Genomic DNA, 22,450 nt, shown 5'->3' on the forward strand with positions numbered 1-22,450 from the left:
ACGCGAACGGCCCCGGGCAGTGTGGCTACCCGGGGCCGTAGTGTCGCATCCGCATGGAGTGCGTGGGCCGCCCACCGGCCGGAGGCCGGGACGGTTTACTGTCCGAGACGCCAGGCGGTGACGTTGCCGTCGATGTTCTGCACCACCAGCACACCGTCGGCGACGACCAGCGCACCGCGGATCGCGGCACGGCCGGCGCGCTGACGCGCGACGAATTCGCCGTCGTCCAGGCGCATCCAGTGCAGGTAACCGTCGTAGTCACCGACCACGGCGTAATCGCCCTGGATCGCGGCGCCACTGAGGTTGCGACGGGCCAGCGCCGGCTGCTGCCAGGCGGCCGTGCCGCTGTACTTGTCCAGGCCCCAGACCGTGCCGTTGGGATCGGTGACGACCACGCGCACCGCACCGACGCCGGGGCGGTTCGCGCCGCCGTGCTCGCTGACCCACAACGGCCGACCGCTTGGGCCTTCCAGCGCCATCGTGCGCTGCTTGTAGCTGCTGGCGAACAGCACCGCGTCGTCGAGTACCGGCGAGCCGTCGACATCGGCCATGCGCTCGAGCTCGGTGCGGCCGTCGGGCTGGGCCACCGCCTGCTCCCACAGCACGCGGCCGTCGGTGAGCGACAGCGCGGCGATGGTGCCGTCGTCGTTGCCGACGAACACGAACCCCGGGCCGAGCGTCGGTGCGTCGTTGCCGCGCACGGTCAGCGACGGCAGTTCACGCACCCAGAACCAGCGGCGCTCGCCGGTGGCGACGTCGAACGCGGTCACGCGCCCGTCGTTGGAGCGCACCAGCGCGACACCCTGCCCGACCACGGGCGCCGCGATGACCTCGTTCGGCACCTTGGCCGTCCAGCGCTCCGCGCCCGTGGCCGCATCGAGCGCGACCACCTCGCCGTCGAGCGAGCCGACCACGACCACGCCGTCGCCAACACCCGGACCGCCGCTGAGGCGCAGATCGGAGCCGTACTGCCACACCGGGGCACCCGACTGCAGGTCGAACACCCGCACGCCGCCGCGGATCGCCGCGACGTACACGCGACCATCGACCACGGCCGGCGCCTGGCGCACGCCGAGCCGGCCTTCGCCCTTGCCGGCATTCGCCGACCACAGACGCGCGACGGACACGGAGGGCGTGATGTCGACCAGCGGCGCCGGTTCGGTCAGGGCCTTGGCCTGTGCCTTCTCGCTGTTGCCGAACCAGCCGCGCACGGTGCTGCAGCCGGTCACCGCGAACACGCACAGCGCGATCGCCGCGATCCGCAACGCGCGGGACGGAACGGGGGAAGCCACGACGGGCGCCGTCTGCTGGGTCATCAGGATTCAACCTCGGGTGCGTCGGGTGTGCCGCCGACTTCGGAAAGCTTGAGTTCGAGCAGGCCGCGCTGCGGCGCGGCGCTGTCGAGATGGCGCAGCGCGGCGGTGTAGTCGTCGCGTGCCTGGTCGAGCTGCTCGAGCGCGAAGTGCGCATCGCCGCGCGCTTCGAGTGTCACCGCGTCACGCGCATCGGCCAGCAGCGTCAGCGCTTCTTCGCCGCGCCCGGCATCGATCAGCAGGCGCGCCAGGCGCTGCTGGACGACGGCCGCCAGACCGGGCTCGGTGCCCTGGACGGACTGCAGCGTGGCGATCGCGGCGTCGCGGTCGCCCGCGTCGAGCTGGGCCTTGGCCAGTTGCAGCGCCGCGAGTTCACCGTAGGCGCCGTCGGGCAGACCTGCGATTCGCTCGCCGGCGCGGTCGAGATCGCCGCCCGTGATGTCGAGCACGGCGGCCTGGTACGCCGCGTGCTGCTCCATCGCGAGCGTCTGGGTGCGCGTCTTCCAGTAGTGCCACCCGAAGATCAGGGCGCCGCCGAGCACCAGACCGCCGATCAACCCCAGACTGTTGTCGCGAAGCCAGGCCTTGACCCGCTCCCCCTGTTCGCGCTCGTCCAGCAACTCGTCAATCGCCATATGGTCTCTACGCCCGCCTCGGTCGGCGGGTCACAACGGATGAAAAGAAAAACGCCGGCGGTCTCGGCCACCGGTCGACCGGGCCAGGCCCGGAACGGTCGCGGTTACTCGGAGATCGGCGCCAGAGCGCCGTCGGAGGATACCGTAAAGCGCGCAACGCTGGCCCGCTGGAAGCCGGACAGATCCTGAACGTCACCGCCGCGCAGCACGTCGACCGCGCCCGCGTTGCCGAGGACCACGCGGCCCACTTCGCCGCTTTCGAACCGGCGCTCCTGACCCGCGCGCACCAGGGCATGCTCGATCTGACGGCCGTCGCGGCCGTTGATCTCCATCCAGCTGTCGCCATTGAAGCGCAGCGTCAGCTCGCTCGCGGCCGGCGTCTCGACCACCGGTGTCTCGTCGGCACGCGCTGCAGGCGTGCGCTTGGACGGACCGGCCAGCGACGCGGTGACCGGCGTCGGCCCCTGGGGGCGCGCATCAGGCTGCGGCGCCGCCGGGTCGTTCGCCAGACCGAGGGACGCCGTCACGTCGTCCACGCTGCCGACATGGGTGCGGGTGGCCACCCAGACCGGCACGACGATCAGTGCAGTGATGACTACGTACACCGCGCGGCCCATCGCCTTGTCGAGCATGCGCTGCATCGGCGGCGTGTAGGTCCGCGGCGTCAATGCGGGAGTCTGTGCCAGAGTGGCATCGGGCACGTTGTCGGCCAGCACCTCCGGCAGTCCGAGCAGACGCAGATAGCTGCGCAGCTGGCCGCGCACGAAGACCTGCGCGCCCAGGCGACTCCAGTTCTCCGCCTCGAGCGCCTCGACCACGCGCACCTGCATGCGCAGTCGTCCCGCGACGTCCGCCACGCTCAGCCCCGCCTGCTCGCGCGCCGCGCGCAGCCGCTCCCCGACCCCAGACGAAGGCGCTGGCACGGTCTGGTTCGAAGAACTCATGGTGGACTGGCTTCCCTTGGCTGAAGGTTCTGCGAGGACGGAAAATCCGTTTGAAGGCGTTGCAGGTATCGCTCGGCGGCGTTGGAATCGCCGAGCCCCTGTTCGATACGTGCCGCCAGCCGCAATGCTGCCGCAGTTGCGGGGGCGGCTGCAAGACGTCTCTGGGAAAAAGCGCGGGCATCGAAGTAGCGCCCCTGCTCGGCCAGCAGCCGCGCCATGGCATCGAGCGCGACCGGACTTTCAGCATCGATCGCCAGGGCGGCACGCAGATCCGGCTCGGCACGGCCCGGCTGTCCGGCATCCAGCGCGCAGGCGCCGGCGTTGGCGAGCGCGGCGGCAGGATCGCCGTAGCGTGGATCGCGCATGGCGGCGTCGAAGTACGTCAGCGATTCGGCCGCGCGCCCGTTGCCGCACAGCCACGCGCCGTAGTTGTTGAGATAGGCGCCCTGGTCCGGTGCGCTTTCGGCGGCGGCGCGATAGAACGCACCCGCCTGGTCGCGTCGGCCGCGCCGCTCCTGCACCAGCGCGAGAATCGTATTGGCATCGGCGGCGGTCGCCGGCACCCGCAACGCCTGACGCGCCGCACGCTCGGCGCTGTCGTGGTTGCCGATGTCCAGATCACGCGTCGCCAGTGCGATCTGCTGCCGGGCCGCGTCGGCTCGACGCGCCTCGGGCGTGCCGCGGGTGTTGTAGGACGGCGGATCGACGCGGAGATTGCTCTTGCCGCTGGGCTTGACGAAATCGAGACGGGAACAGCCGGCGATCGCCGCCGGCAGCAGAATCAACAGGGCCGCGACATCACGCAGCCGCATCGACACCATCTCCGCCTTCCGCCAGCCGCTTCTGATGCTCGGCCTGGCGCCGGGTCCGATCGGCGACCTGGCCCTTGAGCTGCCCGCAGGCCGCGTCGATGTCGTCACCGCGGGTGCGGCGCACCGGCGCGATACGGCCCGACTCGTTGAGCAGCTTCTGGAAGCGGCGGATCGCCGCATCGTCCGGGCGCTCGAAGCGCGTGCCCGGGAACGGGTTGAACGGAATCAAGTTGACCTTGGCCGCATCCTTCATCTGCAGGCGGTTGTCGAACTCGCGCATCAGCCGGGCCAGCTCGCGCGCATGCTGCGGCTGGTCGTTGACGTCCCGCATCAGGGTGTATTCGAAGGTGATCGATTCGCCGCGCTTGCGCTGCGCGTAGCGCACGCACGCCTCCATCAGCTCGGCGATCGGGTACTTCTTGTTGAGCGGCACCAGCTCGGTGCGCAGCGCGTCGTTGGCTGCGTGCAGCGAGACCGCCAGCGAGACGTCGCTGACCTCGCCCAGCTTGTCGATCATCGGCACCATGCCGGCGGTCGACAGCGTGACGCGCTTGTTCGCCAGGCCGTAACCGAGGTCGTCGCGCATGATGCTCATCGCGCGGACGACGTTGTCGAAATTCATCAGCGGCTCGCCCATGCCCATCATCACGACATTGGTCAGGCGGCGCTGTTTGTGCGGCACATTGCCCAGGTGTTTCGCCGCCACCCAGACCTGGCCGATGATCTCGGCGGTCGACAGGTTGCGGTTGAAGCCCTGGGTCGCGGTGGAACAGAACTGGCAGTTCAGCGCGCAGCCCACCTGCGAGGACACGCACAGCGTGCCGCGGTTCTTGTCGGGGATGTAGACGGTCTCGATGGCGTTCTTGCCGTCCATCGCCAGCAGCCACTTGTGGGTGCCGTCGGTCGAGGGCTTCTCGAACTGGATCTGCGGCACCCGGACTTCCGCATGCGCCTCGAGCTTGGCGCGCAGCGCCTTGCCCAGATCGGTCATGTCGTTGAAGTCGGTGACGTGCCGGTGGTGGATCCACTTCATGATCTGGTGGGCGCGGAAGCGCTTTTCGCCGAGGGTCTCGGCGAAAAAGCGCTCCATGCCCTCGCGGTCGAGGTCGAGCAGGTTCTGCTTGGCGACGGAAACGTCGATGGCGACCTCGGTCACGATGGCATCACTCAGCGGGAAACGACTTCGTCGTTCTTGAAGAAGTACGCGATCTCGGTCTGCGCGTTCTCGACCGAATCCGAGCCGTGGGCGGCGTTGGCGTCGATGGAGTCGGCGAAGTCGGCGCGGATCGTGCCCGGCGCGGCGTCCTTCGGATTGGTGGCGCCGAGCAGCTCGCGGTGCAGCGCGACGGCGTTCTCGCCTTCCAGCGCCTGGATCATCACCGGGCCGGAGGTCATGAACTCGACCAGCGCGCCGAAGAACGGGCGCTCCTTGTGCACGGCGTAGAAGCCCTCGGCTTCCTCGCGGGTCAGCTGCTTGTACTTGGCGGCCACGATCTTCAGGCCGGCCTTTTCGAAACGGCTGTAGATCTCGCCGATGACGTTCTTGGCAACGGCGTCGGGCTTGACGATGGACAGGGTGCGCTCGAGCGCCATCTGGTGTTCTCCGGGGTTATGGGGCCGTCCGCTCCGGAACGGCCGAGTCTACATGGAAAAACCCGCGACGGGACGCGGGTTTAGCCAACATGGCTGCGGAGATTCTAACGTATTCGCCAGCCCCGGCGCAGCCTGCGGACCGCGCCGGGTCATTGACGCGTCAGGCGCCGAGGGCCTAGCATCCAAACAAGCGTTTGATTCGGAGGAGCCGATGGCGACAGCGCAGTTCTCCACCAAGGACAAGATTCTCGGCGCGGCCGAGGAGCTGTTCGCGACCCACGGGTTCGCGGGCACGTCGCTGCGTCAGGTCACCAGCCGGGCGGATGTCAACATCGCCGCGGTCAATTACCACTTCGGCAGCAAGGAAAACCTGGTCAACGAGGTCTTCCGTCGCCGCATGGACCAGATGAGCGCGCAGCGCCTGGCCCAGCTCCGGCGCGCACTGGCCGAGCAGCCGGGCGAGATCGAGCCGATCATCGCCGCCTTCGTCGAACCCGCACTCGACATGGCCGGCGCCCGCAGCGGCAGTGGGGCGTTCGTGCGGGTCATCGCCCGTGCGTACGTGGAGAAGAACGATGCGCTGCGCAAGTTCCTGTCCGACCAGTACGGCCATGTGCCACGCGAGTTCGCGTCCGCCCTGTCGGCCTGCCTGCCGGCGCTGGGCAAGGCGGAGCTGTATGGGCGGCTCGATTTTCTCGCTGGTGCCCTGACCTACGCCATGGCCGACTTCGGCCTGATCAAACGGCCGGCCGGAACGACCGAGCACGCGCACCGGTCCCGGATCGCCGGTGAACTGATCCGCTTCGCCGCCGCGGGCTTCCGCGCCTGATTACCTATTTGAAACAAAGGGATGGAGCAAATGTCTGAGAAACTGCTTGTACGTCGCGCCGCCGTTCTCGGAGCAGGCGTCATGGGTGCGCAGATCGCGGCGCATCTGACCAATGCCGGGATTGACACGGTGCTGTTCGATCTGCCGGCCAAGGACGGCGACAAGGACGGCGTCGTGCGCAAGGCGCTCGCCAACCTCGCCAAGCTGAGCCCGGCGCCGCTGAGCAGCAAATCGCTGGCCGAGTCCATCGTGCCGGCCAATTACGAGACCAGCCTGGCCGAACTCGAACACTGCGACCTGATCATCGAGGCCATCGCCGAGCGGATGGACTGGAAGCAGGACCTCTACCGCAAGATCGCCCCGCACGTGCCGGCGCATGCCGTGCTCGCCAGCAACACGTCCGGCCTTGGAATCAATGCCCTGGCGGATGTTCTTCCCGAAGAACTGCGCCATCGCTTCTGCGGCGTGCATTTCTTCAACCCGCCGCGGTACATGCATCTGGCGGAGCTCATCCCGGCCAAGACCACCGACAAGGCGGTGCTGGACGGCCTCGAGACCTTCCTCACCACCCAGCTCGGCAAGGGCGTGGTGTATGCCAAGGACACCCCAAACTTCATCGGCAACCGGATCGGCGTGTTCTCCATCCTGTCGACGATCCATCACACGCAGGAATCCGGGCTGGGCTTCGACGAGGTCGACGCGCTGACCGGTCCCCTGCTCGGCCGTCCGAAATCGGCGACCTACCGCACGTCGGACGTCGTCGGCCTGGACACGATGTCCCACGTCATCAAGACGATGGCCGACACCCTGCCCGAGGACCCCTGGCACGAATACTTCGCCTCGCCCAAGTGGCTGACCGCGCTGATCGACAAGGGCGCGCTCGGCCAGAAGACCGGCACGGGCATTTTCCGCAAGGCTGGCAAGGACATCCTGGTGCTGGACCTCGAGAAGCAGGACTACCGCGCGGCCGACCGCAAGGCGGCCGACGAGGTGGTGGCGATCCTCAAGACCAAGGATCCGGCCGAGCGCATGGCCCAGCTGCGCGCCAGCGAACACCCGCAGGCGCAGTTCGTCTGGGCGATTCTGCGTGACCTCTTCCACTACAGCGCCGTGCATCTGGAGGACATCGCCGAGACCGCGCGCGACGTGGATCTGGCGATCCGCTGGGGTTACGGCTGGCAGCAGGGGCCGTTCGAGCTGTGGCAGGCGGCCGGCTGGAAGCAGGTGGCCGACTGGATCGCCGAGGACATCGTCGCCGGCAAGACCATGAGCAGCGCCGCGCTGCCGGACTGGGTCTTCGACGGCCGCGAGGGCGTGCACGCCGCCGAAGGCAGCTACAGCCCGGCGAAGGACGCCAAGCTGCCGCGCTCCGCGTTGCCGGTGTACCGCCGCCAGCGCTTCCCCGACCCGTTGCTCGGCGAGCGTTTCGACGCGGGCGAGACGGTGTACGAGAACGACGGCATCCGCCTGTGGACCGACGGCGACGACATCGGCGTGATCAGCTTCAAGACCAAGATGCACACGGTCTCCGACCACGTGCTCGACGGCATCCAGGAGGCGATCGGCATCAGTGAACAGAAGTTCAAGGGTGTGGTGATCTGGCAGCCGAAGGAGCCGTTCTCGGCCGGTGCCGATCTGGCCGGCGCGCTGGGCCTGCTGCAGGCCGGCAAGGTCGACGCCTTCGAGGCGATGGTCGAGAACTTCCAGAAGACCAGCCAGCGCATCAAGTATTCGCTGGTGCCGGTGGTCGCGGCCGTGCGCGGTCTGGCGCTGGGCGGCGGCTGCGAGTTCCAGATGCACAGCGCGCGCACCGTCGCGCATCTCGAAAGCTACATCGGCCTGGTCGAGGCCGGCGTCGGCCTGTTGCCGGCCGGTGGCGGCCTGAAGGAGCTGGCGGTGCGTGCTTCGGAGGCCGCGGGCCCGAACGGCGACGTGTTCGCCGAGCTGAAGAAGACCTTCGAGACCATCGCCATGGCCAAGGTCTCGAACTCGGCGGTCAATGCCAAGGAACTCGGCCTGCTGCGCAGCGACGACATCGTGACCTTCAACGCCTACGAGCTGCTGCACGTGGCGCGCCAGCAGGCCTCGGCGCTGGCCGAAGCCGGCTATCGGCCGCCGCTGCCGGCGCGTGCGATCCGCGTCGCCGGCGATGTCGGCATCGCCACGTTCAAGATGCTGCTGGTCAACATGCTCGAGGGCCGCTTCGTCAGCGACTACGACTACGAAATCGCCGAGCGCATCGCGACCGTGCTGTGCGGCGGCGACGTGGACCGCAACGCGGTCGTCGACGAGGACTGGCTGATCCGTCTGGAGCGCAAGCACTTCGTCGAACTCGCCCAGCAGGAGAAAACCCAGGCGCGCATCGGCCACATGCTCAAGACCGGCAAGCCGTTGCGGAACTGATTGAGGGCCGTGATTGGTGATTCGTCATTCGTGATTCGAAGACGCGACATTCGCGCTTTTTCGAATCACCAATCACCAATCCACGAATTACGACGCGCACCCGCGCCAAGATTCCGGAGTTTCCAATGACCAAGCAGATCCAGGACGCCTACATCGTCGCCGCCACCCGCACCCCGGTGGGCAAGGCGCCGAAGGGCGTGTTCCGCAACACCCGGCCCGACGACATGCTGGCGCACGTGCTGAAGAGCGTCGTCGCGCAGGCGCCGGGCGTCGACGTCAACCGCATCGACGATGCCGTGATCGGCTGCGCCATGCCCGAGGGCGAGCAAGGCATGAACGTGGCCCGCATCGGCGTGCTGCTGGCCGGCCTGCCCGACACCGTGGCCGCGCAGACCATCAACCGCTTCTGCTCGTCCGGCCTGCAGGCGGTCGCGCTAGCGGCCAACGAGATCCGCCTCGGCAATGCCGACCTGATGCTCGCCGGTGGCACCGAGTCGATGTCGATGGTGCCGATGATGGGCAACAAGGTGGCGCTGTCCCCGAGCGTGTTCAAGGACGACCACGTCGCGATCGCCTACGGCATGGGCATCACCGCCGAGAAGGTCGCGGAGGAATGGAAGGTCTCGCGCGAGGATCAGGACGCCTTCGCCCTCGCCTCGCACCAGAAGGCGATTGCCGCCATCCAGGCCGGCGAGTTCAAGGACGAGATCAGCCCGTACGAGATCCACTCCCATCAGCCCGACCTCGCCGGCAATACCGTGCGCCTTCGCAAGCTGCTGGTCGACACCGACGAGGGTCCGCGCCCGGATTCCTCGATCGAAGGTCTGGCAAAGCTGCGCCCGGTGTTCCGCAACGGCCAGTTCGGCGGCTCGGTCACCGCCGGCAACAGCTCGCAGATGAGCGACGGCGCGGCCGGCATCCTGCTCGCCTCGGAGCGCGCGGTGAAGGAACAGAACCTCACCCCGCTGGCGCGCTTCGTCAGCTTCGCCGTCGCCGGCGTGCGCCCCGAGGTCATGGGGATCGGTCCGATCGCGGCGATTCCGAAGGCACTGGCCCAGGCCGGCCTCACCCTCGACGACATCGACTGGATCGAACTCAACGAGGCCTTCGCTGCCCAGGCGCTGGCGGTGATCCGCGACAGCAGGCTCGACCCGGACAAGGTCAACCCGCTCGGCGGCGCGATCGCGCTGGGCCATCCGCTGGGCGCGACCGGTGCGATCCGTACCGCGACCATCGTCCACGGCATGCGCCGTCGCAAGAAGCGCTACGGTCTGGTCACGATGTGCATCGGCACCGGCATGGGCGCGGCGGGCGTGATCGAGGCGCTCTGAGGGCGACGGCCTCGCGTCGGGACCTGCTCGCTCGTGGTGAGTTCCCTGTCCGAGGTCACCGGAAGCGCCTTCGGCGCGACACGCCTTCTACAGGACGAAACGCCCCGGCACTCCCGGGGCGTTTTCGTGGGACACGCCGCACCCGATCACGCGAACCGCGCCGACGCGGCCCTTGGGCGCGCGTCTCCCCCCCGCAGCGCGCGCGATGCGGCTGACCGTGCCACGCCGCCGCACGCGGGCGCGTCCGTGCAGAAAAAAAGCCCCGGCGATGCCGGGGCTTTGTCCTTGAACACGCCGCCGCGGATTACGACTGCAGCGGAATCACGCGGATCTCGACGCGACGGTTCAGCGCACGGCCCTGCTCGGTGCTGTTGTCGGCGACCGGACGGCTCTTGCCGAAGCCGACGATCTCGAAGCGCTGGCGCAACAGGCCCTGGCCGATCAGATAGTTGCCCACCGAGTCGGCACGCTGCTGCGACAGGCGCTGGTTGACGGCGTCGGAGCCCACGCTGTCGGTATGACCGGAAATCTCGACGATCGTCTGGTCGTACTCGGCCAGCGTGCGCGCGACGTTGTTGAGCGCCGGGTAGAACTGCGGCTTGAGATCGGCCTTGCCGAAGTCGAAGGTCACGCCGTCGGGCAGGTTGAGCTTGATCACGTCGCCGTCGCGGTCGACCTGGATGCCGGTGCCCTGGGTCTGGCGACGCAGCTCGGCCTCCTGGCGGTCCTGGTAGGCACCCACGGCGCCGCCTGCGATTCCGCCGACGCCGGCGCCGACGAGAGCGCGCTGGCGACGCTCGGTGGCGTCACCGCCGCTGAGCAGTCCGGCCACCGCACCGATGCCCGCGCCGATCAGGGCGTTGTTGCGGGTGCGGTTCGGGTCGTCGGGCGCATTGGTCTGGCCGGTGTAGCTGGCGCAGCTGCTCAGCAGCAGAGCGCCGGCGAGCGCGGTGGTGAGGCCTGCGGTGGTCGAAGTGCGCATGGAATGTCTCCTGAGGGACGCGGCTGCGGACATGCAGCCGCTGGAAAGAACGGCGCCGACGGTAACCCGTTCAGGATGCATGAAGAGTGACGGCGCGCCGCGGACAAAAGCACCTGTTCAGCGACCGTCGAGCGTGGTAGCGACGTGGCGCGTGCTGCGCGGTTCGGGACGCACGTACCGGCGTGTCATACCTGACCGGGGCGTGCAGTCACCCCCCGTCCTGCCTGGCCGACGGGCCTGATCGTCACGATCGTCCGCCAGCGCGGACGCGCGACATGCGCAATGGCCGCCCCGGGGCCGGTGTATCGCACGCTGTGCTGATTCCCAGCGCCTTGCCCGCGACTCAACGCATGTCCGTGTACGCCGCCAGTGCCGCCTGACGGCCGAAGTCGAGATCGACGATGGGCACGCGGGGATAGTCCGGCGCGACGGCGGCCAGGCGATCAGGATCGCGCCAGGGCGCGAAGCGCAGCGGCACCGGGAGATCGGCGAGCTCGGGCACCCAGCTCGCGATGTAATCGCCGTGCGGGTCGAATTTCTCGGCCTGGGTGACCGGATTGAAGATGCGGAAGTACGGTGACGCGTCCGCGCCGGTGCCACCGATCCATTGCCATCCCAGCGAGTTGTTCGCCAGGTCCGCGTCCACCAGCGTGTCCCAGAACCAGCGCGAGCCCTCGGTCCAGTGCAGCCGCATGTGCTTGCACAGCCAACTGCCGACGATCATCCGTACGCGGTTGTGCATCCATCCCAGATGCCAGAGCTCGCGCATGCCGGCATCGACGATCGGCACGCCGGTCCGCCCGCGGCGCCAGGCCTCGATGCGTCGGGGGTCGCGCCGCGCCCATGCAAAACGGGCGAACTTCGGATTGAAGTCTTCGGTGGGCGTCCTGGGAAAGTGGTGCAGCAGGTGATGCGCGAACTCGCGCCAGCCCAGTTCGCGCACGTAGGCATCGATGTCGGCGGCAGTGCCGGCGGTGCGCGCGGATTCGAGCCTCGCGACCACGCGCCACGGCGCGATCTCGCCGAAATGCAGATGCGGCGACAGTCGCGACGTGCCCGCCTGGTCCGGGCGGTCGCGTCCGCTGCGATAACCGCGCAGCGCACCGTCCTCGAACACCTCGAGCGCCTCGTGCGCGCCCGCTTCGCCGGGCGTCCACATCGGCCAGAAGCCCGCATCCCAGGCAGGCCTCGCCGTCAGACGCAGGTCACCGAGCGGAACGCCGCCCGGGCCGTCGGCGACGTCGGCGATCGTCCGCGGCGCGGTCCACGACGTCTCCGGTTGCCACTGCGTCAGCGCCTTGCGCCAGAAGGGCGTGAACACCTTGTAGGGGCCCTCCTGCCCGGTCTGCACTTCCCAGGGTTCGAACAGCAGCGCGCCGTTGTGACTGTCCGCGCGGATGCCGTCCTCGCGCAGCGCGCGCTTGATCTGCGCGTCGCGGGCCTCGATCGCCGGCTCGTAGCGCCGGTTCCAGAACACCGCCTCGGCCTCGCAGGTCTGCACCAGCGTGCGCAAGGTGGGCAAGGTGGGGCCGTGGAACAGCCGGAGGCGCGAACCGCGCCGTCGCAGCTCGGCATCCAGGGCCGCCAGCGAACGGTGCCGCCATGCGTTCGAGGCGGCGCCCGGCGCCCAGTCGCCCTCTTCGTCCGGCGCGTGGATGTACACGCAGACCGGAGCCAGGCCGGCGTCGAGCGCGGCGTGCAGGGCCGGATGATCGTCCAGGCGTAGATCATTGCGGAACCAGACGATGGCGTTGGCCATGCCGCCTCCCAGGGGCGAACCGGTGTGGGCCGAGAGCATGCAGCAAGCGTGCGTGCAGGGACAGCGGCCGCCGACGGCCGCTGACAGGCGCGCCCGGCGTGCACGGCGACGGCGTGCCACGCCCTTCGCGCGGCTTTGGTTCAAAATGCGCGTTCTGGCCCCGCGCACCGGGCCGCCCGCTGCCCCCGTGGACCCGTGACCGACGCCCCGTTCCCCCTCGAAGCTTCGCCCGCGCTCGCCCAGCGCGCCATCGCCGACGAATTCGCGTTCTTCAGCGACTGGTCGGAGCGTTACCAGTACCTCATCGATCTCGGTCGCAAACTGCCCGCGTTTCCCGACGAGCTGAAAACCGAGGCCAATCGCCTGCACGGCTGCCAGTCGATGGTCTGGATCGTGCCCTCGGGCGATGCCGAGCGGCTCGAGTTCGCCGCGGCGAGTGACTCGGCCATCGTGTCGGGCCTGATCTATCTCGCGCTGCGGGTGTACTCGGGTCGCAGCGCGCGCGAAATCCTCGAGACCGACGCCAGCTACATCGGCGACATCGGCCTGGCCAAACATCTGTCGCCGACCCGCAGCAACGGGCTCGCCGCCCTGCTCGCCTTCATCAAGGACCAGGCGCAACGCGCCGCGGCGTGAGTCCGCCAGCACGCGGCCAGGAGGCCGGCGCCGACGCCGCGGCCAGTCGCGCCGCCCCGCTCCGCAATCCGAATTTCCGCGCCCTGCTCGGCTACCGGATCTGCACGATCCTGTCCTACCAGATCGTCGCGGTGACGGTGGGCTGGCACATCTACGCGGTCACCGGGAACCCGTGGATGCTCGGGCTGATCGGCCTGGCCGAAGTGCTGCCCTATTTCTGCGTCGCCCCCTTCGCCGGTTATCTCGTCGACCAGCTTCCGAGACGCAAGCTGGGAATGGCGGCGGCGACCGGACTCGCGATCACCCCGCTGCTGCTGGCCCTGATCGTGCTCGACGTGATCGCCGGCAGCGTCTGGCTGCTGTATCTGCCGATCGTGCTGACCGGCATGGTCCGGGCGTTCCTCGGGCCGGTCTACAACGCGCTGTTCGCGCGGGTGCTGCCGCGCGAGCAGTACGTGCGCGGCGCGAGCCTCGGCAGCATAGTGTTCCAGAGCGCGCTGGTGCTGGGGCCTGCGATCGGCGGCTTGCTGATCGCGCCGATCGGCATCCCGGGCGTGTTCGTGCTCGCCGCGGTGCTCGCGTTGACGGTGATCGTCTTTCTCGCGCGCATGGAGGTCACCGAGCCGGCGCCGCGGCTGCAGCGCGAGCCCGTGTTCGCCAGCATCGCCGAGGGCGCGCGCTTCGTGTTCGGCCACCAGATCCTGCTCGCGGCGCTGGCGCTGGACATGTTCGCGGTGCTGTTCGGCGGTGCGATTTCGCTGGCGCCGGCCTTCATCCACGACATCCTCGACTACGGACCCGAGGGGCTGGGCATCCTGCGCGGCGCGCCGGCGCTCGGGGCGGTGGCCATGGGCGTCTGGCTGGCGCGCAACCCGATCCAGCGCAACGCCGGCCGGGTGCTGCTGATCGCGGTGGCCGGATTCGGCCTGTGCATGATCGGCTTCGGCCTGTCGACGGCATTCTGGCTGTCCGCCCTGTTCCTGCTGCTGTCGGGCATGTGCGACGGCGTCTCGGTGGTGATGCGCTCGACGATCATGCAGCTGTCGACGCCGGATGCGATGCGCGGCCGGGTCTCGTCGATCAACGGGCTGTTCGTCGGTTCGTCCAACGAGATCGGCGCGTTCTACATGGGTTCGATGGCGCGCCTGCTCGGTCTGGTGCCCGCGGTGGTGGTGGGCGGCTTCATGACGCTCGGCGTGGTCGGAGTGACCGCGAAACGAGCCCCGGCGCTGCGCCGCCTGGACCTGCGCGAGCTGGCCCGACAGCCGTAGACAGCGATTCCGGGCCGCCGTCCCCTCAAACGCGAAAAGCCCGCCAGGCGGCGGGCTTTTCCAGTGGATCGGCCGTACAGGACCGGCTCGTTCGACTCACGAATCCCGGGTCTCAATGGCCGGGCGGCGGGTCATCACCGAGCCCGGCCGCGCGATCAATCCCCCATCTGCTTCTGCAGATGTTCCCAGCGCTCCTGCTCGTCGATCGTGCGCTCGGCGGTCTGGAGCGCCTCGAGACGCTCCAGACCGATCTCCTCGCCCGAGTCGACGCTGTAGCCGTACTCGCCCGAGTCCACGCGCTTGAGCGTGCTGTCGATCTTGCCGATCAGCTTGCGATAACGGTCGCGGGTGCGCAGTTCGAGCGAGTTCTCGGTTTCGCGCGTGGCACGTTCGGCCTCATCGCCGACATCGCGCACCTCGTCCTTGAGGTTCTCGATCGTCTGCTTGGATTCCTCGACCAGATCCGCGCGCCAGTTGAGCAGGCGCTGACGGAAGTATTCGAGCTGGAGCGGACTCATGTATTCCTCGTCGGCGCTGGGCTTGTAGCCCGCCGGGAGGATGGGACGACCTGTTTCTGCATCGGTCTTGTACTGCACGACCTTCACCTTCGTCTTGGGCGCCGGTTCCGCCTGGCGCGCAACGCCCGCGACGGCCACCTTGCCGGCCGGACGTGGACGTGTTGTGGGAGTGGAAGCCGCACTCTTGGGCGCGGCCGGTTTTGCGGGCGCCGCCTTGGCGGGCGGCGTTTCGGGTGCGGCTGCAGGCTTGTCGCTGATCGACTTCGCCGGTGCAGCCTTCTTGGCGACGGGCTTGCTGGCCGCCGGTTCGGCGGCCTTCGGCTTCGCCGGTGCCGCCTTGGCGGCAGCCGCCGTCGGCGTCTTCTTGGCGGGCGCCTTGGTCGGCGCCGCCTTCTTCACCGGCGCACGCGTGGCCGCCGGTTTCGCCGGGGTCGCCTTCTTCGCAGGCGCCTTGGCGACGGTTTTCTTCGCAGCAGTCTTCTTCGCGGCCGCCGCGGGCGTTGATGCCTTCTTCGCGGGCGCCGCCTTCTTGGCAACGGACGACTTCTTGACCGCAGCCTTGGCAGGCGCTTTGGCGGCGGGCTTGGCGGCCTTCTTCACGGCCTTTTTCGCGGGTTTCTTGACGGCCACGTGCTGCGTTCCTTGTCATTCCCTTGGACGGGGAAGCGGGGTGTTATACCCTGCAAACCCTGCAGCGGCAACCACGATCGCCTCTGTATTCATCGCCTTTGCCGACGTGCCGTGATCGAGCGTTTTCTCATTGCCCTGCTGCGTGGCTACAAGCGCGTCATCAGTCCCCTGCTCGGCCCGCGTTGCCGCTTCCATCCCAGCTGCTCGTCGTATGCGATGGTCGCCATCGCACGTTTCGGCGTGCTGCGCGGCAGCTGGCTCGCGCTTCGGCGCATCGCGCGCTGCCATCCCTTGAATCCCGGCGGGCACGACCCCGTGCCGATGCCGAAACTGGACCCCAAGCCATGACCGAGACCCTGATCCGCAACGCCCGCCTCGTCAACGAGGGCCGGGTGATCGAAGGCGACCTGCGCATCGGCGCCGACGGTCGCATCGCCGAGATCGGCGGCGACCTGGCCGCAGACACGCGCGGGACGATCGTCGACGCCGCGGGCCGGTGGCTGCTGCCCGGCATGATCGACGACCAGGTGCACTTCCGCGAACCGGGCATGGAGTACAAGGCCGACATGGCGACCGAGTCCGGCGCGGCGGTCGCCGGTGGCCTGACCAGCTTCATGGACATGCCCAACACCAGCCCGCCGACGCTGAGCGCCGAGGTGCTGCAGGACAAGTACGACAGAGCGCGAGGCCGGGCCCGTGCCAACTACGGCTTCTACATGGGCGCGAGCAACGACAACCTCGACCACGTCCGCGCCATCGATCCGCTGACCACACCGGGCGTCAAGGTGTTCATGGGGGCCTCCACCGGCAACATGCTGGTCGACGATCCCGAAACGCTGGACGGCATCTTCCGCGAAACGCCGGTGCCGATCATCACCCACTGCGAGGACACGCCGACGATCGACGCGATCCAGCGCGAGTACGTGGCGAAGTACGGCGACGACATTCCCGCCGAATGCCACCCGGACATCCGCTCGCGCGAGGCCTGCATGAAGTCCACGCAGCTCGCGCTGTCGCTGGCGCGCAAGCACGACACGCGCCTGCACGTGCTGCACATCTCGACGGCCGAGGAGCTGGCACTGTTCGAAGCGGGGCCGCTGGTCGATGCCGCCGGCAAGCTGCGCAAGCGCATCACCGCCGAGACCTGCATCCACTTCCTGCGCTTCGCGCGGCCCGATTACGCGCGCCTCGGCCACCTGATCAAGTGCAATCCGGCGATCAAGGACGAGCGCGATCGCGCGGCGCTGCTCAGGGCGCTGGCCGACGACGTCATCGACGTGCTCGCCACCGACCATGCACCGCACACGCTCGAGGAAAAGAGCAATCCCTACACGCGTGCGCCGAGCGGCCTGCCGCTGGTGCAGTTCGCGCTCAACGCGGCCCTCGAATGCGTGCACGAAGGCCACTTCGACATCACCCGCGTGGTGCAGAAGTTCGCCCACGCGCCGGCGCAGCTGTTCGACGTCGCCGAACGCGGCTTCCTGCGCGAGGGCTACTTCGCCGATCTGGTGCTGGTGGAGGACACGCCGTTCACCGTGACCCGCGAACAGGTGCTGTCGAAATGCGGCTGGTCGCCGTTCGAAGGCACCACGTTCCGTTCGCGCATCGCCTCCACCTGGGTGAACGGCCAGCTGGCCTGGGACGGCGACCGCCTCACCGGCGAACCCGCGGGCCAGCGTCTCGCGTTCGCGCGTTGAGTCCTGCACCCGACACCATGCCTTCAGAACCGGCTGCGTCGCGTGGCCGGCCCCCGCGCTTGCTTCCGACCGGAGCCCCCATGCCGTCACACCGCCTGCGACCCTTCGCGTTCCTGCTCGCCTTCGGCGCACTGCTCACGGGCGGCGCCCCGGCTGCGGCGCAGGGCGCTGCCGATGTCCGCTTCCCCGCGCAGGTACAACAGGGAAGCCTGGTGATCGGCAAGGTGCCGGCGGGCGCCCGGGTGCTGTATCGCGATCGCGCGGTGCGCGTCAGTGACTACGGCACGGTGGTGATCGGCGTCGGCCGCGACGAAGCCGGACCGGTGCAGCTGCAGATCACGCGCGCGGACGGGACCCGCGACACGGCTTCGATCGCGATCACGCCGCGTGACTGGCCGGTGGAACGCATCAATGGCGTGCCGCCGGCAACCGTCAATCCACCGGCGGCGATCGCCGAGCGCATCCGCCGCGAACAGGCGCAGGTCACCGCGGCGCGCACCCGGGACGATGCCCGCGTGGACTTCGGCAACGGCTTCATCCGGCCGGTCGAGGGCCGCATCAGCGGCCGCTTCGGCCGCGCCCGGTCCTACAACGGCCAGCCGGGCGCCCCGCATTCGGGCATGGACATCGCCGCGCCCACCGGCACGCCGGTCAAAGCGCCGGCCGCGGGCATCGTCACCTTCGCCGCACCCGACCTCTATCTCACCGGCGGCACCCTGCTGCTGGATCACGGCCACGGCGTGAGCTCGAACTTCCTGCACCTCTCGCGCATCGACGCCAAGGTGGGCGATCGCGTCGAACAGGCGCAGGTGATCGGCGCGGTCGGCGCCACCGGTCGCGCCACCGGCCCGCATCTGCACTGGGGCATGAACTGGCTGGATGTGCGCATCGATCCGCAGCTGGTGCTCGAGCGCGCGCCTTGAGCGTCTGCGTCGTCCAGGCGCCGCAAGCCGCGGGGCGCGAGGACCGTCACCGGGCTCTGCGCGGGCATCGGCGCACGCGGGCGCGGGCGCGGGCGCGGGCGACGCGGTGAAGATCACGGCGCGCGGAGTGACGCTTCTGGCGATCGTCGTCGGGGGTACGGTTGCAAGCGCCTGTACGGCGCAGACGGAGACTGTCGCGAACACGCCGCCCGCCTCCGGTGAAGCGCTCGCCGCGTCTGCAAGCACCGACACGCCCTCGCCCGCCGGTGAGCCGGTCGCCGATACGACGGTGATCGTGATGCGCGCGGCGCGCGCGGGCGGCACGATCCTGGTGCAGGCGCCACCGGGATCCACGGTCGAGACGGACCGCGCGTCACACACCGTAGCCGGGTCGGGACGTCTCGAACTGGCCGCCCCCGGCCAAGCCGGCGTCGTCCATCTCCGGGTCACGCGGCCCGACGGACGCGCGCTTCCGTTTCGGGTAACGGTGTACTGACCACCGTCGGAACGACGGCTGCGCCGACCCCGCGTTCCCTGGGGGCCGCAGACAAATACCGAGTTGGACGTAGGAAAACCGGAGAGAAGCACGCCGGTGCGTTCGCTGCTGCAGAAATGTGACAGGCCACGCATGAAAAACACGACCCACTCGGGCAAAGTCCATGACTGCCGCCTGAATGATTCGGGTCGGCGTGTCCACCTTGCCCAGGATTGCGAATGAATCACAGTAAGTCCGCTTCGCCCGCCCCCAGCCCGAACGCGCGCACGCCGCGTCACACACGAATCGCCGCGGCGATCGCCGTCGGCATTGCCGGCCTCTCTCTCGGTGCCAGCGCCTTTGCCTCCGCCCCGGCATCCGATCTCATCGACCACGACATCGAGCGGATCGTTGCCGCTGCGTTCCGCGCAGCGCCTGCCAGCGCTCCGCAGTGGACGGATCCACCGCAGGCGTTCAGTCGCGTGTGGCAGCGCAGACCGTTCAGTGCGGCCAGCGTGCCGAGCGCGAGCGCAGCGCGGCCTGCCGCGTTCGATGTGCCCGGCACTCCCGATTCCGCCGAAGCGTGGATCACCGAGGAATTCCAGGCCGACTGGGGCCTCGAGGTCATCAATGCGCACCACGCCTATGCGCGCGGACTGACCGGCGCCGGCGTGCGCCTGGGCCTGCTCGACTCCGGCGCCGGGCTCGATCATGACGAGTTCGCAGGCAAGGACCACCGCGCGATCACCATGGCCGAGCTCCTCGCCGACGGCACGCTGTGCGCCGACAGCACCGTGCTCGCCGGTCCCGATGCCTGTTTCTACTCCGAAGGCGACAAGGTCTCGATTGACGCGGAGTACTACGATCCGGCGCTGCAGCAGTACTTCCCCAACCCCGCCAACAATTATCTGTGGGGTAACACGTTCTATTACTACGGCAGCCACGGCACCCATGTCGCCGGCACGATGGCGGCCAACCGCGACGGCAGCGGCATGCATGGCGTCGCCTTCGGCGCCGATCTCAGCTCGGCTCGCCTGTTCAACGACAGCCTGACCGTCGTCGACCTGCCGTGCATCCTCTACAACGATTGCGCCACGTTCACCACGTCGGCCGACAGCAACGCCTTCGCGCAGATGTATCGCCAGGCCGCCGATCACGGCGTCCGTGCGATGAACCACAGCTGGGGCTACACCTACCAGGCCTATACGCCCGGAGAAGTCGCGCTCTACCACAACGCCTTGATGGCCAATGCCGGCATCGCGGCGACCTTCGAGGAGATGGCCGCCGCATCGCGCGACACCGGCCTGCTCCAGGTGGTGGCCGCCGGCAACAGCACCACGAACCCGTCGCCCGCGGCCAGCCCGCATGCCAGCGCGCCGGCAACGCTGCCCATGCTCTTTCCCGAGATCGAGCAGTACTGGGTCAGCGTGGTCAATCTCAACGAGCAGCTCCAGCTGAGCAACCGCTCGATGAAGTGCGGTGTCAGCGCCGAGTGGTGCATCGCCGCGCCGGGCTCGAATATCACGTCGACGGTCTACGGCGGCGATGAGGAGATCGTGGCCGACTGGGTGATCGACGACGACGGTAACCTGCGGTTCGAGTACGGCGATTTCTCGGCGGAGTTCGCCTATGCGGATTACTCCGGCACGTCGATGGCCGCGCCCCATGTCACCGGTGCACTGGCGCTGTTGCTCGAGCGCTTCCCCTATCTGACCGGCGCGCAGGTGCGGGACGTCATGCTCACCACTGCCACCGACATCGGCGCCCCGGGCGTCGACGAGATCTACGGCTGGGGCCTGCTCAACCTCAAGGCGGCGATCGAAGGACCCGGCCTGCTGCGCGTCGACACCGACGTGGTGATGAACACGGTCGCCGGCGGACGGAAGGTCTGGGAAGGCGGCGCGTGGGACGACTGGACCAACGACATCGGCGGCCCAGGCCGACTGACGAAGTCGGGGACGGGCTGGTTGCGGCTCTCGGGAGACAACAGCTTCGGCGGTGCGACGGTCCGCTCGGGCCTGCTCGAACTCGATGGCGACAACGCGCTGAGCAGCGATGTCCGTGTGGACGGCGGCGCGCTGCTGATCAATGGCGCATTGCGTGGAAGCACGCTCGAGGTCGTGAACGGCCTCGCCGTGGTCAACGGCACCGTCAGCGGTGCCCAGACCCGCGTCGGCGCTTCCGGCACGCTCGGCGGCAGCGGCACGCTCGCCGATACCCGGGTGGCCGGCACCATCGCACCGGGCAATTCGATCGGCACGCTCACGGTCGACGGCAACTACGTGCAGGTGGCCGGCTCGGTGTTCGAGGCGGAACTGCAGCCGCCGTCGACGTCGGACCTGCTGCGTGTGACCGGGAGCGCCTCGATCGAGGGCGGCACCCTGCGTGCGATTTCGTTGCCTGGCACCTACCTGCTCGGCCAGCGGTACAGCCTCATCACCGCGCAAGGCGGCCTGACCGGACAGTTCGACGCACTCGACAGCAGCGCGCTGTCCCCGTTCCTGGCCCTGTCACTGATCTATGGTGCCAATGGCCTGAGCGTGGACGTCGCCCGCGGCGCGTCCCTGGCATCCGCAGCCGGCACTGCGAACCAGCAGGCCGCTGCGGTCGCCGCCGACACGCTCGCCTTCAACCAGGGCCTGCCGGTCGCATTGACCCAGCTCACGCCCGAACAGGCGCGTCAGGCCTTCGACGGCCTGTCCGGCGAGGCGCACGCAAGCGCGCAGGCGATCCTGATCGACAGCGGCCGCATGGTCCGCAATGCCGCGCTCGCGCGTGCAGGACTCGGTCAGGACGCCTTTACCGCGCAGCGCGACGAGGACGCGGCCACCGGGGCCTGGGTCGAGCTCCAGCGTCACGGCGGCCGCATCGAAGGCGACGGCAACGCGGCACGCGTGCAATCGAACGGCAATGCCGCACTGGTCGGTGTCGATCACACCTTCGGCACCTGGCGCCTGGGCGTGTTCGGCGGAACCGGGCGCACCGACTTCGACGTGCGCCAGCGCGGCTCCAAGGGCGAGACCGACAGCCGACATGCAGGCCTCTACGCGAGCACCGACTTCGGCGGCTTCGGCGTGCGCGCCGGCTACAGCTACACCTGGCACGAGCTCGACCTCGAGCGCCGGGTGGCCTTCCCCGGTCTCACCGACGTGACGCGCGCGCGCTACGACGCCGATGCATGGCAGGCCTTCGTCGAAGCGGGATATCGCTTCAACGCCGGTGCCTGGTCGTTCGAGCCGTATCTCCAGTACGCCCACGTGGAACTGGATACCGATGCGGCGGTCGAGGACGGCGGGGCCGCCGCGCTCGCGCTGGGCGCGTCGAGCGAACGCGTCGATCTGACCACGGCCGGCTTGCGGTTCGATGTGGCCCTGCGCGGCTCGCAGCAGGACCAGTCGTGGCTGAGCCTGCGCGGCAACCTGGGCTACCGCTACGCCGGCGGCGACCAGATCCGCAGCACGCAGGCCGCCTGGAGCGGCGGCGAGGTGTTCACCGTGCGCAGTCCCGCGATCACGGACGAAGCGACGTTGGTGGAGCTGGGCTTCGCCGCCCGGACTTCGGCCAACAGCCTCTTCGAGGTGGGCTACTCGGGCGTGCTGTCGGACGGCGTGCGCGACCACGGCGCGAACGCCCGGTTCTCCGTGCAGTTCTGATCGGCGACAGGGCAAACGAAAAGGGGAGCAGCCTTGGCTGCTCCCC

General features: G+C 68.9%; 19 protein-coding genes. 10 read left to right on the forward strand and 9 right to left on the reverse strand.

What is annotated here, in order from left to right; all coding sequences use genetic code 11:
- Window positions 1–95 precede the first annotated feature (95 nt).
- The 6 genes from bamB to ndk form a co-directional block, all read right to left on the reverse strand.
- Window positions 96–1,316, reverse strand: coding sequence for an outer membrane protein assembly factor BamB (gene bamB, locus PQS31_RS00360; RefSeq protein ID WP_272760697.1), 1,221 nt, complete (start codon window positions 1,314–1,316; stop codon window positions 96–98).
- Window positions 1,316–1,948, reverse strand: a complete 633-nt coding sequence (locus PQS31_RS00365; RefSeq protein ID WP_272760698.1) for a tetratricopeptide repeat protein — start codon at window positions 1,946–1,948, stop codon at window positions 1,316–1,318. The genes bamB and PQS31_RS00365 overlap by 1 nt, the downstream gene beginning before the upstream one ends.
- A gap of 104 nt (window positions 1,949–2,052) precedes the next feature.
- Window positions 2,053–2,892, reverse strand: coding sequence for a helix-turn-helix domain-containing protein (locus PQS31_RS00370; RefSeq protein ID WP_272760699.1), 840 nt, complete (start codon window positions 2,890–2,892; stop codon window positions 2,053–2,055).
- Window positions 2,889–3,704, reverse strand: a complete 816-nt coding sequence (gene pilW, locus PQS31_RS00375) for a type IV pilus biogenesis/stability protein PilW (RefSeq protein WP_272760700.1) — start codon at window positions 3,702–3,704, stop codon at window positions 2,889–2,891. The genes PQS31_RS00370 and pilW overlap by 4 nt, the downstream gene beginning before the upstream one ends.
- On the reverse strand, window positions 3,691–4,794 hold the full coding sequence (gene rlmN / locus PQS31_RS00380) for a 23S rRNA (adenine(2503)-C(2))-methyltransferase RlmN (RefSeq protein ID WP_272761429.1): 1,104 nt from the start codon (window positions 4,792–4,794) through the stop codon (window positions 3,691–3,693). The genes pilW and rlmN overlap by 14 nt, the downstream gene beginning before the upstream one ends.
- Before the next feature lie 77 nt (window positions 4,795–4,871).
- Window positions 4,872–5,297 (reverse strand): nucleoside-diphosphate kinase, encoded by a 426-nt coding sequence (gene ndk / locus PQS31_RS00385; protein WP_272760701.1) that lies wholly within the window; start codon window positions 5,295–5,297, stop codon window positions 4,872–4,874.
- A 211-nt stretch (window positions 5,298–5,508) separates the two neighbouring features.
- Here ndk and PQS31_RS00390 point away from each other — a divergent pair, with 211 nt between their 5' ends.
- The 3 genes from PQS31_RS00390 to PQS31_RS00400 all read left to right on the forward strand — a co-directional run bounded on the left by PQS31_RS00390 (window position 5,509) and on the right by PQS31_RS00400 (window position 9,860).
- Window positions 5,509–6,126 (forward strand): TetR/AcrR family transcriptional regulator, encoded by a 618-nt coding sequence (locus PQS31_RS00390; protein ID WP_272760702.1) that lies wholly within the window; start codon window positions 5,509–5,511, stop codon window positions 6,124–6,126.
- Window positions 6,127–6,156: 30 nt separating this feature from the next.
- The gene (locus PQS31_RS00395) at window positions 6,157–8,529 is read left to right on the forward strand and encodes a 3-hydroxyacyl-CoA dehydrogenase/enoyl-CoA hydratase family protein (protein WP_272760703.1); all 2,373 of its coding nucleotides are present in this window, start codon (window positions 6,157–6,159) and stop codon (window positions 8,527–8,529) included.
- A gap of 125 nt (window positions 8,530–8,654) precedes the next feature.
- On the forward strand, window positions 8,655–9,860 hold the full coding sequence (locus PQS31_RS00400; protein WP_272760704.1) for an acetyl-CoA C-acyltransferase: 1,206 nt from the start codon (window positions 8,655–8,657) through the stop codon (window positions 9,858–9,860).
- Between the two features lie 304 nt (window positions 9,861–10,164).
- Here PQS31_RS00400 and PQS31_RS00405 read toward each other — a convergent pair whose 3' ends face one another.
- Window positions 10,165–10,842, reverse strand: coding sequence for an OmpA family protein (locus tag PQS31_RS00405; protein ID WP_272760705.1), 678 nt, complete (start codon window positions 10,840–10,842; stop codon window positions 10,165–10,167).
- A 343-nt stretch (window positions 10,843–11,185) separates the two neighbouring features.
- Window positions 11,186–12,601 carry a deoxyribodipyrimidine photo-lyase gene (locus PQS31_RS00410; RefSeq protein WP_272760706.1) on the reverse strand — a complete coding sequence of 472 codons (1,416 nt, stop codon included), beginning with the start codon at window positions 12,599–12,601 and terminating at the stop codon, window positions 11,186–11,188.
- 195 nt (window positions 12,602–12,796) lie between these two features.
- Here PQS31_RS00410 and PQS31_RS00415 point away from each other — a divergent pair, with 195 nt between their 5' ends.
- Together PQS31_RS00415 and PQS31_RS00420 are read left to right on the forward strand one after the other, a co-directional pair.
- Entirely contained in the window at window positions 12,797–13,237 is a 441-nt protein-coding gene (locus PQS31_RS00415; RefSeq protein ID WP_272760707.1) for a SufE family protein, read from the forward strand.
- On the forward strand, window positions 13,234–14,508 hold the full coding sequence (locus PQS31_RS00420) for an MFS transporter (RefSeq protein WP_272760708.1): 1,275 nt from the start codon (window positions 13,234–13,236) through the stop codon (window positions 14,506–14,508). The genes PQS31_RS00415 and PQS31_RS00420 overlap by 4 nt, the downstream gene beginning before the upstream one ends.
- A gap of 155 nt (window positions 14,509–14,663) precedes the next feature.
- Here PQS31_RS00420 and dksA read toward each other — a convergent pair whose 3' ends face one another.
- Window positions 14,664–15,656, reverse strand: coding sequence for an RNA polymerase-binding protein DksA (gene dksA / locus PQS31_RS00425; RefSeq protein WP_272760709.1), 993 nt, complete (start codon window positions 15,654–15,656; stop codon window positions 14,664–14,666).
- A 111-nt stretch (window positions 15,657–15,767) separates the two neighbouring features.
- Here dksA and yidD point away from each other — a divergent pair, with 111 nt between their 5' ends.
- From yidD to PQS31_RS00450, 5 genes are all read left to right on the forward strand, one after another.
- The gene (yidD, locus tag PQS31_RS00430) at window positions 15,768–16,004 is read left to right on the forward strand and encodes a membrane protein insertion efficiency factor YidD (RefSeq protein WP_272760710.1); all 237 of its coding nucleotides are present in this window, start codon (window positions 15,768–15,770) and stop codon (window positions 16,002–16,004) included.
- Window positions 16,001–17,353: a dihydroorotase gene (locus PQS31_RS00435; RefSeq protein WP_272760711.1), complete on the forward strand. Its 1,353-nt coding sequence runs from the start codon at window positions 16,001–16,003 to the stop codon at window positions 17,351–17,353. Before yidD ends, PQS31_RS00435 begins: the two co-directional genes overlap by 4 nt.
- Before the next feature lie 80 nt (window positions 17,354–17,433).
- Window positions 17,434–18,276, forward strand: coding sequence for a M23 family metallopeptidase (locus tag PQS31_RS00440; RefSeq protein WP_272760712.1), 843 nt, complete (start codon window positions 17,434–17,436; stop codon window positions 18,274–18,276).
- Window positions 18,277–18,382: 106 nt separating this feature from the next.
- Window positions 18,383–18,772 (forward strand): hypothetical protein, encoded by a 390-nt coding sequence (locus PQS31_RS00445; RefSeq protein WP_272760713.1) that lies wholly within the window; start codon window positions 18,383–18,385, stop codon window positions 18,770–18,772.
- Between the two features lie 461 nt (window positions 18,773–19,233).
- Entirely contained in the window at window positions 19,234–22,404 is a 3,171-nt protein-coding gene (locus PQS31_RS00450) for an autotransporter domain-containing protein (protein WP_272760714.1), read from the forward strand.
- The last annotated feature ends 46 nt before the right edge of the window (window positions 22,405–22,450 follow it).

This window comes from Luteimonas sp. BLCC-B24, from assembly GCF_028550595.1.
Taxonomy (GTDB): Bacteria; Pseudomonadota; Gammaproteobacteria; order Xanthomonadales; family Xanthomonadaceae; genus Luteimonas.